This is a genomic window from Actinomadura rubrisoli (assembly GCF_004349215.1).
Taxonomy (GTDB): Bacteria; Actinomycetota; Actinomycetes; order Streptosporangiales; family Streptosporangiaceae; genus Spirillospora; species Spirillospora rubrisoli.
This window is the reverse complement of sequence record NZ_SMKU01000224.1, coordinates 1-15,220: the sequence shown is the minus strand read 5'-3', so window position 1 is coordinate 15,220 and position 15,220 is coordinate 1. Positions and strand designations below refer to the sequence as shown.

The 15,220-nt window shown below is 72.9% G+C and carries 12 protein-coding genes; 6 read left to right on the top strand and 6 right to left on the bottom strand.

Annotated features, from left to right (window positions below; genetic code table 11):
• Positions 1-551 (bottom strand): glycosyltransferase (locus E1298_RS31670; RefSeq protein WP_243725929.1); only part of this gene is annotated, 551 nt, incomplete at its 3' end.
• A gap of 153 nt (positions 552-704) precedes the next feature.
• On the opposite strand from E1298_RS31670, the gene E1298_RS31665 reads away from it, so the two are divergent.
• Entirely contained in the window at positions 705-1,847 is a 1,143-nt protein-coding gene (locus E1298_RS31665) for a DUF1972 domain-containing protein (protein ID WP_207944951.1), read from the top strand.
• An 11-nt stretch (positions 1,848-1,858) separates the two neighbouring features.
• Positions 1,859-2,770, top strand: a complete 912-nt coding sequence (locus E1298_RS51310; protein WP_165975773.1) for a phosphotransferase — start codon at positions 1,859-1,861, stop codon at positions 2,768-2,770.
• 127 nt (positions 2,771-2,897) lie between these two features.
• On the opposite strand, the gene E1298_RS31655 is transcribed toward E1298_RS51310, so the two are convergent.
• The gene (locus E1298_RS31655) at positions 2,898-4,517 is read right to left on the bottom strand and encodes a PQQ-binding-like beta-propeller repeat protein (protein WP_131899794.1); all 1,620 of its coding nucleotides are present in this window, start codon (positions 4,515-4,517) and stop codon (positions 2,898-2,900) included.
• A gap of 281 nt (positions 4,518-4,798) precedes the next feature.
• A complete protein-coding gene (locus tag E1298_RS50670) occupies positions 4,799-7,906 on the bottom strand; it encodes a LamG-like jellyroll fold domain-containing protein (RefSeq protein ID WP_131899792.1) in 3,108 nt (1,035 codons plus the stop codon).
• Positions 7,907-8,227: 321 nt separating this feature from the next.
• On the opposite strand from E1298_RS50670, the gene E1298_RS31645 reads away from it, so the two are divergent.
• Together E1298_RS31645 and E1298_RS31640 are read left to right on the top strand one after the other, a co-directional pair.
• Positions 8,228-8,812 (top strand): hypothetical protein, encoded by a 585-nt coding sequence (locus E1298_RS31645; protein WP_131899790.1) that lies wholly within the window; start codon positions 8,228-8,230, stop codon positions 8,810-8,812.
• A gap of 91 nt (positions 8,813-8,903) precedes the next feature.
• Positions 8,904-10,691 carry a right-handed parallel beta-helix repeat-containing protein gene (locus tag E1298_RS31640; protein ID WP_131899788.1) on the top strand — a complete coding sequence of 596 codons (1,788 nt, stop codon included), beginning with the start codon at positions 8,904-8,906 and terminating at the stop codon, positions 10,689-10,691.
• Between the two features lie 27 nt (positions 10,692-10,718).
• On the opposite strand, the gene E1298_RS31635 is transcribed toward E1298_RS31640, so the two are convergent.
• A complete protein-coding gene (locus E1298_RS31635) occupies positions 10,719-11,537 on the bottom strand; it encodes a sulfotransferase domain-containing protein (RefSeq protein WP_131899786.1) in 819 nt (272 codons plus the stop codon).
• A gap of 132 nt (positions 11,538-11,669) precedes the next feature.
• Between E1298_RS31635 and E1298_RS31630 the strand changes: the two genes are divergently transcribed.
• Positions 11,670-13,082, top strand: a complete 1,413-nt coding sequence (locus tag E1298_RS31630) for an O-antigen ligase family protein (protein ID WP_165975772.1) — start codon at positions 11,670-11,672, stop codon at positions 13,080-13,082.
• On the opposite strand, the gene E1298_RS31625 is transcribed toward E1298_RS31630, so the two are convergent.
• A complete protein-coding gene (locus E1298_RS31625; protein ID WP_131899782.1) occupies positions 13,029-14,075 on the bottom strand; it encodes a hypothetical protein in 1,047 nt (348 codons plus the stop codon). The genes E1298_RS31630 and E1298_RS31625 overlap by 54 nt on opposite strands.
• Here E1298_RS31625 and rfbC point away from each other — a divergent pair.
• Positions 14,066-14,722 carry a dTDP-4-dehydrorhamnose 3,5-epimerase gene (gene rfbC / locus E1298_RS31620; RefSeq protein ID WP_341770661.1) on the top strand — a complete coding sequence of 219 codons (657 nt, stop codon included), beginning with the start codon at positions 14,066-14,068 and terminating at the stop codon, positions 14,720-14,722. The two genes, E1298_RS31625 and rfbC, sit on opposite strands and share 10 nt — an antisense overlap.
• Here the strand turns inward: rfbC and E1298_RS31615 are convergent.
• On the bottom strand, positions 14,710-15,220 hold a 511-nt coding region (locus E1298_RS31615), incomplete at its 5' end, for an SDR family oxidoreductase (RefSeq protein WP_165975771.1). The genes rfbC and E1298_RS31615 overlap by 13 nt on opposite strands.

The window sequence follows — 15,220 nt, the reverse complement described above, 5'->3', positions numbered from 1 at the left end:
GGCTCGGCGGGCGGCCCGCCGACCCCGTTGTAGATGGTCCGGGCGCCGGAGCCGCCGACGGCGGCCGCGGTCGCCCCGCTGTTGACGACGACGGCGCGGGCGAGGCGCAGCGGCAGGTACAGCAGGGCCCGCATCGGCCGCGGCATCCCGTCCTCGGCCTCGTGGACGTGGCAGAGCGCGGGCACGCGGGCGACCCGTCCGGCGAGCAGCCAGAACGGGAGCGTGACGGTGCTCACGTAGAGGGCCGCGGCGCGCTCGCGCCGCAGCAGCCGCCGGGCGCGGGGCAGCGCGCGGGCCGCGGCGAACATCAGCCGCACGAGCCCGAGCGGGGTCAGGTACGCCTTGCGCAGGACGGGGACGGGCAGCACGACGATCTCCGCGCCGGCGTCGCGGAGCACGGCCGACAGCGGCCCGTCCTCCGGCAGCGTCACGACGACGCGCCACCGGCCCGCCAGCGCCCGCACCGACTCGATGAACGTCCGGTCGGAGCCGTACAGGTCGGGCGACGGGTGCGCCAGCACCACCGTGGACCGTGGGTCCCGTTCGGCCACTTGCCCTCCTCCAGGCGCCCCAGGTCTCTCTGGGACGCCAGTCTCCCGCAACCTTCAGATTAACTGTTATTTGCTACCAAGACGTGCGGCGCCCCTTGCGCATAACCTGTGCGGATCGTAACGAAACCTTCCACCGGGAAAGCGAGGATCAGGGTGCGCATCGCCATGGTAGGGACCCGCGGTGTGCCCGCGCGGTACGGCGGGTTCGAGACGGCGGTGGAGGAGATCGGCAAGCGGCTCGCGGCGGGCGGCCATGAGGTGATGGTCTACTGCCGCGGCGAGCGCCACCCCGAGCCCGAGTACCTGGGGATGCGGCTCATCTACCTTCCCGCGATCGAGAGGAAGGTCGCCGAGACGCTCAGCCACACCGGCCTGTCGGTGCTGCACGCGTTCCGCGGCAAGATGGCCCGCGAGGGCGCCGACGTGGCGCTGCTGTTCAACGCGGCGAACGCGCCGCTGCTCCCGGTGCTGCGGACGCTGCGCATCCCGGTGGCCACGCATGTGGACGGCCTGGAGTGGAAGCGCACCAAATGGAGCGGTACAGGCCAGCGCTACTACCGCGCCGCCGAGTCGATGGCGGTCCGCTGGTCGGACGCCCTGATCGCGGACGCGGTCGGCATCCAGGAGTACTACCGCGAGAAGTTCGGCGCGGAGTCGGTGTTCATCCCCTACGGGGCGCCGATCCTCGCCGGGACCGACACCGCGAAGCTGGCGGAGGCGGGCTACGAGCCGGGCGGCTTCCATCTGGTCGTGGCCCGGTTCGAGCCGGAGAACCACGTGCACCTGGCGGTGGAGGGCTACCGGCGCAGCAGCGCGCGCAGGCCGCTGGTCGTCGTCGGGTCGGCGCCGTACGCCGACGCCTACACGGCGCAGGTCATCGAGCTGGCGGGCGAGGACCCGCGCATCCGGTTCCTCGGCGGCGTGTGGGACCAGGACCTCCTGGACGCGCTGTACGCGGGGGCGCTGACCTACGTCCACGGCCACTCGGTGGGCGGGACGAACCCGTCGCTGCTGCGCGCCATGGGCGCCGGCGCGTCCGTGCTGGCCTTCGACGTCAACTTCAACCGCGAGGTGCTGGGCGAGGAGGCGGGCCGGTTCTTCGCCGACGCGGGCGAGCTGGCCGTGCGGATCGAGGCGGCCGAGGCCGATCCGGGCGCGGCGGCCGACCGGGGCGACGCGGCGCGCAAGCGGGCCGCCGAGCGCTACGTCTGGGACGACGTGGCCGCCTCGTACGAGCGGCTCTGCGCTGACCTGGCCGAACGCAGGCTGACGCGGAAGACCGTGCGCGGCGGATGACGGGACACGAGATGACCACTTCTGGACACGAGTTCGTCCGGCCGGCGATGGGGGCCCGCAACGTTCTGGTCCCGGCCCGGTCGCGGCGCGGCGCGCTCGCGGGCGTGTCGCTGATCACCCGCTCCAAGACCGCCGCCCTGGCCGCCCAGTGGGCGCTGTACGGCGCGGTCGCCGTGTTCGGGCCGCGCGCCGTCCCCGGCCCCCGGGTCCGCTGGGAGCCGCCGGGCGGGCCGGAGCGCTGGCGGGCGCTGGCCGAGCGGGTCGGGCCGTTCGACGGCCTGGCCCTCTACGAGCGCCCGCAGGCGTCCCGGACGGGGCTGGCGGCCGTCCTGCTGCGCGAGGGACGGCCGGCGGGGTTCCTCAAGCTCCGCGACGAGCCGGACGAGCTGGACCGCGAGGAGCGGGCCCTGGCGGCGTTCCCGGACGGCAGGGCCGAGGGCTTCCGGGTGCCGCGGGTCCTGGACCGCGGGGAGACGGCGGGCTGGCACTGGATGGTGATCGAGGCGATGCCGCCCCGTCCCGCCCGTCCGGTCCGCGGGGTCGCGCTGGAGCCGCTGCTGGCCGACCTGCAGCGGCGGTTGAAGCAGGTGCTGCCGCGCACGCAGGAGGTGCCGGCGCACTGGGTCCCGATGCACGGCGACCTCACGGCGTGGAACCTGCGCCGCTGCGGCCCCGGGGTGCCGTGGCTGATCGACTGGGAGGACGCGGCGTGGGCCCCGCCGGGCGCGGACCTCGTCTACTACGAGGCGACGCACACCTCCGTGTTCGGCAAGCCGTCGAGCCCGGGGGCCGGGAGGGGCCACGCGGAGGCCGCGGAGTTCTGGCTGAAGCGGGTGGCGCAGCGCTCCGACAGCGACCACGACGCCGCGCTCAAGGCGCGGCTGAGCGACGTCCTGCGGTCCATGGGCCCGCGCACCGGCTGAGAGCGCCCGAGACGGCGTAAGGACCGAGACGGCGGAAAGACAGAGACAGCGGAAAGACAGAGACGGCGGAAAGACAGAGCGCGCCCCGGCGGATGCCGGGGCGCGCTCGCGTCGTGCCGTGGGACGGTCAGCCGGCCGCCGGGGAGGCCGCGCTGGTGAGCGTGTTGCCCAGCGCGTCCTTCACGCGGATGCGGTAGGTGTGCTTGCCCTTGGGCGGCTTGGCGTCGGTGAAGGTCATGGAGGGCCGGTTCCAGAAGGAGGAGTCCTTCTTGAGCGTGGTCAGCGGCGTGGTCTCGCCGTCACGCAGGACCTCGTAGGTGAGCGCCTCGTTGTCCATGTCCCAGGTGGCCTTCCAGGACACCTTGATCTCCGAGGAGAACCACGCCTTGGACGCGGTCGGCGCGGCCAGGTCGGCCTTCACCGGGCCGGACTTGTTGGGCGCCTTCGCCTTCACCGCGAACCGCACCAGGCCCTGCTGGGCCTTGCCGTTCACCTTGGGGAACTCGCCGCCCATGGCGACGAAGTCGTCGTTGCCGGTGACGGCCCAGGCCGCCTGGTACTGCTTGGTGAACGTCCCCTGCGAGAGCGTCGGGAACCAGTGCAGCAGGCTGGGGATCGGCTGGTTGCGGTAGTTGCTGTTGGCGCCGGGGGGCGCGTGGTCGGTGCCCGTCGCGGCCTTGGTCTCGGCGAGCGCGCGGTGCCAGGTCGTCGGCGAGGTCTCGGTGAACGCGCCGAGCGAGGCGCAGTCGTGCGCGTGCGAGACGCTGTAGACCGCCTTGTCCTGGGCGAAGACGCCGTAGGTCGCGCCGTAGCAGTTGTCGAGCCAGACCAGGTCGCCGGTGGCGGCCTTGGCGGCGAACCGGCCGTCGAACCAGTGGCCGCCCTCGCCGTCCGCCGCGCCGTACACGGTGTCGCCGTCGACGAACAGGTCGGTCACGTACGAGAAGCGGCGGTTGTCCAGCCGGGACGGGATCGGCTTGCTGCTCCACGGCAGCGATCCGCCGTTGGTGGTGTTCACCGCGCCGATGCCCACGTGCTCCGCGCCGTTGAGCTTCTGGAACCGTCCGCCGATGAGCACGCGGTCGCCGCCCGGCGCCATCGTCAGCGCGAACACCTCGTTGTCGTCGGCCGTGGGGCGCCAGGTGTCGACGTTGGCGCCGTTGGAGGCGTTCACGGCGGCCAGGCGCGTCCGCGACTTGCCGTTGACGTTGAAGAAGTTCCCGCCGAAGTACACGGTCGAGTTGGTCGCCGCGATGCCGCGCACGATGTTGCCGACCTTCGGGGCGAAGCCGTCGACCAGCTTGCCGGTGGCGGTGTCGAACGCGGCGAGGCGGTTGTGCGGCTTGCCGTCGACCGCGGTGAACTCGCCGCCGACGTAGACGCGCTTGCCGTCCGGGGAGGCCGCGACGCGCAGGCCCTGGCCGTTGAGCGAGTGCGCGAACGAGGTGATCAGGTTCCCCGTCGTCAGGTCGAACGCCAGGATGTTGCCGCGCGCGACCTCCTTGGCGTTGCCTGGCGCGGTGCCCGGCGGGCGCGCCTTGGTGAAGTTGCCGGTCGCGTACACCGTCGTCCCGACCGTCGTCATGCTCCACACGACGCCGTCCACCTGCCACGTCGGCAGCGGGTCGGCGCTCACGGTCGTCGGCGTGCCCGAAGGCGGGACGGTGTCGGCGCCGGCCGTCGCGGCCGGCATGACGGACGCACCCGCGAGCGTGAGGGTGGCGGCGGCCGCCAGACCCGCGCGCACGCTCGTCCGCCGCTGTCGCAATAGAGCTCTCACGAGTCGGATCCCCTAGCGCATATGCCCCTTGTGACCGATATGGCCACTCTGGTGGGGAGAGACTAGCGGGCTCCCCGTCCGACACATCGGGCATCTTATGAAATCGTGACCGAATTCATGGCAAGGAGACTTCGTCCGCTCCGTGATGGATGTCATAGCCCGCCGTCATTGTCCGGCGGGAAAGAGAAAAGCGCCCCGAGGTGTAAACCTCGGGGCGCTTTCACGCGTCGGCGATTCCGCCGATGGCGTCAGCCGGTGGCGCGGACCGCCAGCAGGTCGTCCACCGACACCACGACGGGCGCGTTGGTGGTGTTGCCGGCGAGATAGGTCCAGACGCCGATGGAGCCCGCGGCCTGCAACCCGGCCGTCGCGTCGGTCCCGGTGAGCTGCCAGGCCGGCTCGGCCGCGCCGTCGGCCCAGACCTTGGCCTTCAACGTGGTGGGCGAGGTGCCCGTCACCTGGAGCCGCGCGTGCAGCCGTTTGCCCGGCTCGTACGTCAGGCCCTCGACGGCCTGCTCGGCGACGATGTCGGTCTCGGTGTTGCCCGAGGCCAGGCGGCTGAGCTTGAGCGACACCACGCCGGACGGGCGCAGCCGGAGCCGCGCCCGGTAGTCGCCCTCGCTGCCCACGCGCCGCCCGATGGCCGACAGGTAGACGCCGTTGCCGGTGCCCTCCTTGTCGAGCGCCGCCGTGAACGTCAGGTCGGTTCCGGTGGACGACACGCCGTTGAGGTAGCCGCCCCCGCTGTTGCCGGGGGCGCCCAGCTCGATCTGCCCGGTGCCGCCCACCGAAAGGACGCCGCCCGAGCCGTTCCTGCTCCAGGCGCCGCCGGTGTCGGCGTTCCCCCAGCCCCCGCTGACGGTGCGGCCGAACGCGTCGGCCGCCAGGGTGCCGGACGTGGCCGTGACGGTGTGCAGCACCTCGCCCGCCGCGCCCTTGTCGTCGGTCACCTTCAGCTTGACCGTGTACTCGCCGGCCGCGGCGTAGGTGTGGGACGGCTTGGCGCCGGTACCGGTCCGCCCGTCCCCGAAGTCCCACGCGTGGCTCGCGACGGACCCGTCGGCGTCGGTGGAGCCCGAGCCGTCGAACGTGCACGCGAGCTGGTCGCAGGACGAGGTGAACGCGGCGGCCGGCGGCTGGTTCGGCTTGACCGTGCCGGTGCCGAGGCCGTGGTGCCGCGCCGCCTGCGCCGCCGTCAGCGCGTGCGGGTAGACGGCCACCTCGTCCAGCGTCCCGTTCAGGAAGTTGCTGGTCGGCTTGTTCGGCCAGCCGGTGAGGTTGTCGCCGCCGACGCGCCAGTAGCCCGCGTAGGCTTCGGCGCTCTTCACCGCGGGGTCGGCGGCCTTCTGCGCGCCGTCCACGAACAGCTTGAGCCCGGCGTCGCCGTCGAGCGTGCCGACGACGTGGTGCCACTTGCCGTCGTTCAGCCCGGTGCCGCTCTGGATCGTCTTGGCGGCGCCCGGGTAGACGCCGAACACGACCCGGCCGTCGTTGGTCATGTAGAGCTGGCGGTCGTACTTCGTGCTGAGGCCGGTCGCGGCGTTCCCGTACCCGATGATCTTCCCGCCGGTCTTGGACGTGGTCTTCACCCACGCCTCGACGCTGAAGTTCTGCCGCACCGGCGCCGAGCCGCTGCCGGACGTCCCGGCGGAGGTGCCGTTGAACGCCACCGCGCGGTCGGGGTCGCCGGAGACCGCGCCGGCCTGGCCGCGGGCCACGCCCGTCCCCAGCGCGAGGTCGTTGGCGCCCGCGTGGTCGTAGGCGGGGCCGCTCGCCTCGCCGAGACGCCAGTACGCGCTCGCGCCGTCACCGGTGATCTCCCCGGAGTACGGCCCGGGGACGCCGTTCCCGGCCGTCGCCGAGTTGGACGCGGCGCCGGTCACGGCGTTGCCCGTCGAGTCCACCGCGCGGATCTTGTAGGTGTGGGCGGTGCCGGGCCCGGCGGTCTTGTCGAAGTACGCCGCGTTCGGCTGGTCCCAGAACGTGGACGGCTTCTCGACCTCGCCGACGGGTGTGGTGCCGTCGCGGAGCACCTGGTACCTCAGGGACGCGTTGTCCATGTCCCAGGTGGTGTTCCAGGTGACGCGGACGCTGCCGTCCGCCATGCTCCGCGCGGTCGGGTCGCCGAGTTCCTCGGCCAGCGGACCGGCCTTGTTCGGCGCGTCGGCCTTGAGCGCGAACCGCACCAGGCCCTGCTGGGCCTTGCCGTTCACCTTGGGGAACTCGCCGCCCAGGGCCACGTAGCCGTCGTTGCCGGTGACGGCCCAGGCCCCCTGGTACTGCCCGGTGAACGTCCCTTGCGCCACGGTCGGGAACCAGTGCAGCAGGCTGGGGATCGGCTGGTTGCGGTAGTTGCTGTTCGCGCCCGGAGGCGTCAGGTCGATGCCGGTCGGGTAGGTCGTCTCGGCCAGCGCGCGGTGCCAGCTCTGCGGCTTCGTCTCCGGGAACGCGCCGAGCGAGGCGCAATCGTGCGCGTGGGAGACGCTGTAGACAGACTGCCCTTGGACGAACATGCCGTACGTGGCGCCGTAGCAGTTGTCGAGCCAGACCAGGTCCCCGGTGGCGGCCTTGGCGGCGAACCGGCCGTCGAACCAGTGGCCGCCCTCACCGTCCGCCGCGCCGTACACAGTGTCACCGGACACGTACAGATCGGTCACGTAAGAGAAGTGAGTACTGTCCTGCTTGGTGGGGATCGGCTTGCTGCTCCACGGCAGCGAGGCGCCGTCAGTGGTGTTCACGGCGCCGATGCCGACCTGCGCGGCCCCGTTGAGCTTCTGGAACCGTCCGCCGATGAGCACACGGCCGCCGCCCGGCGCCATCGCCAGCGCGAACACCTCGTTGTCGTCGGCCGTGGGGCGCCAGGTGTCGACGTTGGCGCCGTCGGAGGCGTTCACGGCCGCCAGCCGCGTCCGCGACTTGCCGTTGACGTTGAAGAAGTTCCCGCCGAAGTACACCGTCGTGTCCGTCGCGGCGATCCCCCGCACGATGGACGACACCTGCGGCGCGAAGTCCTCGGCGAGCGCGCCGGTGGCGGTGTCGAACGCCGCCAGCCGCTGGCGCGGCTTCCCGTCGACCTCGGTGAACTCGCCGCCGACGTACACGCGCTTGCCGTCCGGGGAGGCGACGATCCGCAGGCCCTGGCCGTTGAGCGAGTGCGCGAACGAGGTGATCAGGTTCCCCGTCGTCAGGTCGAACGCCAGGATGTTGTTGCGCACGACCTCGCCGGGGCCACCGGTCGCGGTGCCCGGCGGGCGCGCCTTGGTGAAGTTGCCGGTCGCGTACACGGTCGTCCCGACCGTGGCCATGCTCCACACGACGCCGTCCACCTGCCACGTCGGCAGCGGGTCGGCGCTCACCGTGGGCGGCGTGCCGGGCGGGGGGTCGATGTCCGCGGCGGCCCCCGCCGCGGGAAGGGCGGAGACGCCCAGCAGCGCCAGCGCAAAGGCGGTAATGGCCGCTATAGCCGTTCTGCGTGCGCGTGAGGCACGCCAATGCGAAAGTACAGATCTCACTGGGTGGTTCCCCTGCCATCCCCTACCCATGGCCCCCACGGTCACAGGAGTAAAGGCAGAGTAACGGACTTACCGCCCCTACACTGTTCAGCCCAGGGCCGCCCCAGACAGCGCCCGCCCTCCGCCCTTGACATTTCCAGTCCGACCACTTCCAAGGAGAGCCGCATGTCCGACCGCGGATCGCGTCCGCCGAAGCGTCTCGTCGCGACGGGCGCGGCGCTGGCCCTCGCGCTGGCACTGGCCGGATGCGGCGGGGGCGGGGACAAGTCGTCCGGCAAGCCGAAGCCGCCACCGCCGCCGAGCACGCAGCCGGAGTCGGCGGCCAACGCCGCGCCCGGGGCGCTCGACCTGAAGTCGTCCAGCGGCCTGCGCAAGCCCGTCACCTACAACGACAAGATCACCGTGAAGGTCGGCGGCATCCGCTACGTCAAGACCAAGGCGGACGGGCCGGGCAAGATCGCCGGCCGGGTGCTCACCATCTTCACGCTGAGCTTCACCAACGGATCGGCCAAGCCGCTCGACCTCAACCAGGTCCGCGTCGTGGCCAAGTACGGCCCCCGCAGGGCCGAGGCGAAGCCGACGTCGTACGCCAACATCAACGACTTCTACGGCAGCGTGGCGCCGGGCGCGAGCAAGAGGGCCTCCTACGCCTTCGACATCCCGACATCGGGCTACAAGCAGGTCGCCCTGGGTGTGAAGTTCGACGCCCGGCACAAGGCGGCGCTGTTCGTGGGCGCGCTGCACCCCTGACGCCGGCCGCCGGGCCGGTGACGGGTGGCCGGACGGGCCCGCGGTCGGTACGTTCCTTATGTCAAAGGCTTTCCGGGGGTAGGGGTCTCACATGGCGCAAAGCTCGCACCGGGCGACGATCGTCCGGGTCCTGGCACTGCCGGTGATCGTGGGCGTCGGGTTCTTGGGCTGGCAGTTCCCCGGGCGCGACGGCGGCCCGCCCGCCTGGACCCAGCCCGACCGGCCCGGCTCCGCACCGGTCGGCAGCACGGCCTACAAGATCCCGGACGGGGCGCTGTTCGTCTCGCCGTCCGGCAGGGACGGGGCCGAGGGGACGCGCAAGCACCCGCTGCGCACCCTCGGCAGGGCGATCGCCAAGGCCGGCCCCAAGGGCACCATCGTGCTGCGCGGCGGCGTCTACCACGAGAGCGTCACCGTCCCGGCCGGCAAGCGGCTGACGATCCAGTCCCATCCCCGCGAGGCCGTCTGGCTCGACGGCAGCTCGCCCGTCGCCGGATGGACCGCCGAGGGCGGCGCCTTCGTGCACGGCGGCTGGACGGCGAAGTTCGACTCCAGCCCCACCTACACCTCCGGCGCGCGGCCGAGCCGGGACGCCGACTTCCAGTTCGTCTCCCCCGAGCATCCGATGGCCTCCCACCCCGACCAGCTCTGGCTCGACGGGGTCGCGCAGAAGCAGGTCGGATCGCGGGAGGAGGTCAAGCCCGGCACCTTCTACGTGGACGGGAGCGCCTCCCGCCTCTACCTGGGCTCCGACCCGCGCGGGCACAACGTGCGGGCGAGCACGCTCGGCAAGGCCATCACGATCAGCGGCGAGGGCGGCACCCTGCGCGGCATCGGGGTGCGCCGGTACGCGACCTCGCTGCCCGACATCGCCATGGTGCGGGTCACCGCGCCGAGGGTCACCGTGGAGAACGTGGTGGCCACCGAGTCGGCCACGACCGGCCTCACCGTCGTCGCCGCGCACGGCCGCGTCCGGCACGTGACGAGCTCGAACAACGGGCTCCTCGGCGTCCACGCCAACACCGCCGACGACCTGCGGCTGGAGGCGGTGCGCCTCGACCACAACAACGTGGAGCAGTTCAAGTACTCGCCGGTCTCGGGCGGCTTCAAGATCACCCGGTCCCGGAAGGTCGCGGTGGTCGCCAGCACGATCGTCGACAACCTCGGCAAGGGCCTGTGGATGGACGAGTCCGTCTACGACATCACGCTCACCGGCGACCGGATCCTGCGCAACGCCCACCACGGCGTCTCGCTGGAGCTGAGCGCCAAGGCGGTGGTGGCGGGCAACGTCATCAGCGGGAACGGCGGCGACGGGGTGAAGGTGAACAACACCTCCGACGTCCGGATCTGGAACAACTCGATGGCGGGCAACGGCCGCGCCGTCCAGATCGTCCAGGACTCGCGGCGCCGCGACGACCCGGGCGTGCCCGGCCGCGACCCGCGCCGGAAGGGCCCGGACCCGGCCATGACCTGGCGGATCGGCCAGACCACCGTGAGCAACAACACCTTCGCCGGCGCCCGCCCGGGCACGCCCTGCCTGCTGTGCGTGACCGACCACACCGGCGAGCGCTCCGCCGCGCAGATGAACCTGACCGTCAACGGCAACGTCTACGTCCGCCCGAACGCCGCCGATCCGCGCACGCTGATCCTGTGGTCCAGGAACTCCTTCGGCGACCTCGGCCGGTTCCGGACCGCGACCGGGCAGGAGACGCGGGGCGCGTTCCTCGGCAACGCGGCCGCCGCCCGCGCGGAGGGCACCCTCGACCGGGCCGTCGCGCCCGGCGTCGACGCGGGCAACGCGGTGCCGCTGCCCGCCGACATCGCCGCGCTGGTCGGCAGGCCGGCGGGCACCAAGCACATCGGCGCGTGGACGGGCTGACCCGGCCCGATCAGGGAGTGGGCCGGGTCAGGGGCGGGTCCAGGGGAACGTGCGGCCCAGGAGCGCCTCCAGGTCGGCGTTGAACGGCGCGTAGTGCTCGGCCAGGCTCTGCCGGGTCTCGGGCTCGAGGTCCTCGCTCGGGGCGGCGTTCCACACCTTGACCGCGGACGGGGGCAGCGGCGCGGGCCGCAGGCCGAGGAACTCCGCCACCTCGTCGCAGGCCGCCTGCGGGTCGGCGTAGAACTCCTCGGCGGCCAGGACGCGGACCTGCTCGGCGGGGAAGTGCCGCATCCAGCGCCGCAGGTGCGGGGCGTACTCCCCCTGCGCCCGGTAGGACTGCTGCTCGTGGGCGTAGCTGAGGTAGCCGGGCTCGGAGACGATCCGCTCCTCCTCGCCGTCCAGGCGCCCCGCCTCGGCCGCCAGGGCCTCCTCGAACGTCGCGAGCTCCTCGGCGTTCTGGCGGCGCCGCTCCCGGTAGTGCGAGAACGCCCGCTCGATCGGGTCGCGCAGGACGAGCAGGATCTTCGCCTCCGGGACGTCGCGCCCGGCCCGCTCCGCCGCCAGGGGGTGGAACAGGTAGTACGGCGACCCCTCGCCCACGACCTTGCCGGAGCGGCGGGCCGAGGCGGGGAAGTGCGACCGGTACCAGGCGCCGCCCTTGTCGTAGTGGGAGTCGAAGTAGTGGACGCCCTTGGTGTGGTTGGCCTTGGGCAGCAGCCGCGCGTTCGGGAACAGCGGCATCACCTGCGGATGCTCCAGCAGCGTGTAGTAGAGCGAGGTGGATCCGCCCCGCTTCGCTCCGATCAGCAGGAAGTCGGGGCCGGGGCGCAGGGCGGCCGTGCTCATCCCGTATCCCCGGATCACGCTGCGGCCCGCGGACACGACGGGGCCGGGCAAAGTCGCTCGATTCACAGCGGACACAGTACCGGCCCGCCGGCCGTATTCTTGGTCGCGTCTTCAGAGCTTGCGAGGGTGCCCATGACCGTGAAGGGGATCTTCCCGCGCCGGACGCCGCCCCCGCCCAGCGCCGGGTGGTGGGCCGTCGCGCTGCCGCTCGCCCTCATGCTCGCCAGCGACTACAAGCTGCGCAGCCGGGACGTCGACCAGGCGGTGGGCGGCAGCGCCGACCTGACCGTCCTGATCGAGGTCGCCGTCTACGGCATGGCCGCGCTGTACCTGGTGTACACCTTCGGGCTGCGGCCGCCGTCGCGGCGCATCACCGGCCTGCTGTTCGCGGCCTGGACGTTCTGCGGGTACGTCGCGTTCTCCGCGCTGTGGTCGCCGTTCAAGTCGCTCGGCCTGGTCCGCGGCGCCCAGCTCATGGTCACGATGCTGCTGGCGCACCTCATCGCGACCCGGGCGACGCCCGCCGACCTGCGGCGGCTGGCCCACGCGTTCATCGGGATCGTCGTGGTCTCGGTCGGGATCGGCGTGGCGCACCCGTTCCCCCGCACCCGGCTGACCGAGGAGCGCTTCAACTGGCTGTACGTCCACCCCGTCCAGGCGGGCGTGTACCTCGGCATCGCGGTGCTGCTGACGGTCGGGTACCTGATCCGCTGGACGACCCCGCGCGACCGGCTCTGGCACCCGCTGCTCTACCTGGGCGCCCTGGCCGTGCTGTCGGGTGCGCTCGTCGCGACGGGGACGCGGGGCGCGGCGCTGGGCTGCGCCCTGGGGCTGGTCGTCCTGCTGGCCACCGCGCGGGGCCCGCGCGGCCGGATCGACGTGCTGGTGATGGGGGCGGCGGTGGCCGTCGTCGGCGTGCTGGCGTTCTCCAACAGCATCCTGGCGTTCGTGGCGCGGGGCGAGTCCGCCGAGACGCTCTCCTCGCTCAACTCCCGCACCGACCTGTGGACGCTGGCGATGGCGGCCTACTCCGAGGAGCCGATCTTCGGCCGGGGCCTGGGCGCCTCGCGCGGGCTCTTCCTGGACGACATCGGCCTGGGCGGCGGGCACAACGCGTTCGTCAACGCGCTGGTCGACAACGGGACGGTCGGCACGGCGGCGTTCGTCACGCTGCTGATGACGCTCGGGTTCGTCCTGCTGATGCTGGCCCGGCACCGGACGCTGCGCGCCGACGCGGGGATGTTGCTCGGCATCCTCGGCTTCTTCCTGGCCGACAGCATCACCACCGAGGGCCTGGCCGCGCCCGCCAACGTCTCCAGCATGTGGCTGCTGCTCCTGGTGGCCTGGTCGGAGACGCTGCGGCGGCAGGGCGGCGACCCGCCGCAGGCACCCGGCGCGGCGATCGGCGAGGCGCGGGACGAGGCACCCGGCGCGGCGCTGGGCGCGGCACCCGGCGAGGGGCGCGGCGATCGGGCGGCGCGGGTCCGGGTGTCAGCCGTGGTTCCGGCGCCCCCGCACGTAGAAGGCGCCCCCCAGCAGCCCTAGCAGCACCAGCCCGACCAGGGCCCCGGTGCCGAGGAGCCCCCCGGGCGGCCCCGACTCCGACGGGAACGACACGGGGGTCTGGTCGTTCATCGGCACCGGGCCGGACGATCTCGCCCCGCCGGCGGGGGTGGCGGCGGTTCCGGTGGGCAGCGTGACCGAGCGGAACACCGGCCGCGCGCCCGGGTCGGAGACGAGCACCCGCCGCCCGTCCGAGGCCACCCCGAACGCGGCGCCGCCCATCCTCGCCGCCGTCCGGACGACCTGGGCGACCTTCTCCCGGATCCCGTTGAGGACCCGCACGTCTCGGGTGGTCTTGAGGATGACGCGGCCGTCCCGGGCGAACCCCCCGCCGCGGACGGGGAACGACAGCGTCCGCAGCCGGGTGAGGGCGTTGTTCTGGGGGCCGAGGACGCCGGGCAGCGCGAACACGGCCGCGGCGGTCGCGCCCTTGGTGATGATGTAGATGCGGCTCTCCGCCGGGTCGGCCAGCAGCGCGCCGCCCTCGTGGCCGCCGTCCGGGTACCGCACCTTGAACGACTTGACCGGCAGCGTGCCGCTCGCCAGCGTCGCGGGCTCGGCGACGCGGTGCAAAACGAGGCTTCCGGCGCGTCCCTCGTTCAGGTCGCTGACGAACAGCCCCGACTCGCCCGAGCCGTTCTTGACGATCGTGATGGCGTTCAGGCGCGCGCGTGACGCGCCTGCCAGCGCGTAGGCGGCGCGGGTCCGGCCTTGGGAGTCGAGCGCGAACAGCAGGGGCCTGGCCCCGGACCCGATCGTCCACCAGATCTCGGGGTGCACCACGCCGGCGACCATCCCGGCGGGACTGCCGAGCCGCGGGTCGGCCGCCCGGAAGGCCGCCGTCGCCGGTGCCGTGCTCGTCACGACGGGACGCGGCGCCGGCGCCGCGTCGGCCGCCGGGCCGTTCAGAACCACGAGCGCCGCTGCCGCACTGCCGGCGGCGAGTCGGAGCGCACGGGAGGTGTGTGCTCTCACGGTGTGACGTCCATCTCTGCGGGGAACCGTGTGGCATTCTTGCGCATGTGGATCCACTCGGCATTAAAGGTACTTACTTGTTCAACCCGCGCGTACACGGCGATCAGCGCGGATCTTTCCACGAGTGGTTCCGGGACGACCGGCTCCGCGAGCACCTGGGGCACGGGCTGAACCTCGCCCAGGCCAACTGCTCGGTCTCGGCCCGCGGCGTGCTGCGCGGCGTCCACTTCGCCGACGTCCCGCCCGGGCAGGCCAAGTACGTCACGTGCCTGCGCGGCGCGATCCTGGACGTCGTGGTGGACCTGCGCGTCGGCTCGCCCACGTTCGCCCAGTGGGAGGGGGTGCGGCTGGACGAGGAGTCCCGCGCCTGCCTCTACGTCGCCGAGGGCGTCGGGCACGCCTTCATGGCGCTCAGCGACGACACCATGGTCGTCTACCTGTGCTCGGAGCCGTACGCGCCCGGCCGCGAGCACGGCGTCCACCCGCTCGACCCGGAGCTCGGCATCGAGTGGCCTGCCGGGATCGAGCCCGCCCTGTCGGCCAAGGACGCGCAGGCGCCCACCCTGGAGGAGGCCCACGACGCGGGCCTTCTGCCCACCTACCAGGACTGCCTCGACCACTACACCAAGCTCGGTCATCCACGCTGAGCGTCGCGCAGGGACGGCCAGGCCGCGTGGAGGGCCTCCCGCCATCCGCGCATGGGCGCGAGACCGGCCCGCGCCCACCTCCCGTGCCCGAGGACGCTGAACGCCGGACGCGCCGCCGGGCGCGGGAACCGGTCGCTGGTGGTCGGCCGCACCCGCTCGGGGTCGAGGCCCAGCAGGGTGAACACCTCGCGCGCCAGCCCGAACCAGGACGTGCGGCCGCCGTTGGTCCCGTGGTAGATCCCGGCGGGCGCCGCCTCCGCGCCCGCCAGCTCCACGATCCGCGCCGCCAGGTCGCCCGTCCACGTGGGCTGGCCCACCTGGTCGTCGACGACCTCGACGGAGTCGCGCTCACCCGCCAGCCGCGCCATGGTGCGGACGAAGTTGGGCCCGTGCGCCCCGTACAGCCACGCTGTGCGCACCACGTAGCCGTGCTCGTAGCCCAGGACGGCCCGCTCCCCCGCCAGCTTCGTGCGCCCGTAGGCGTTGACGGGGGCGGGC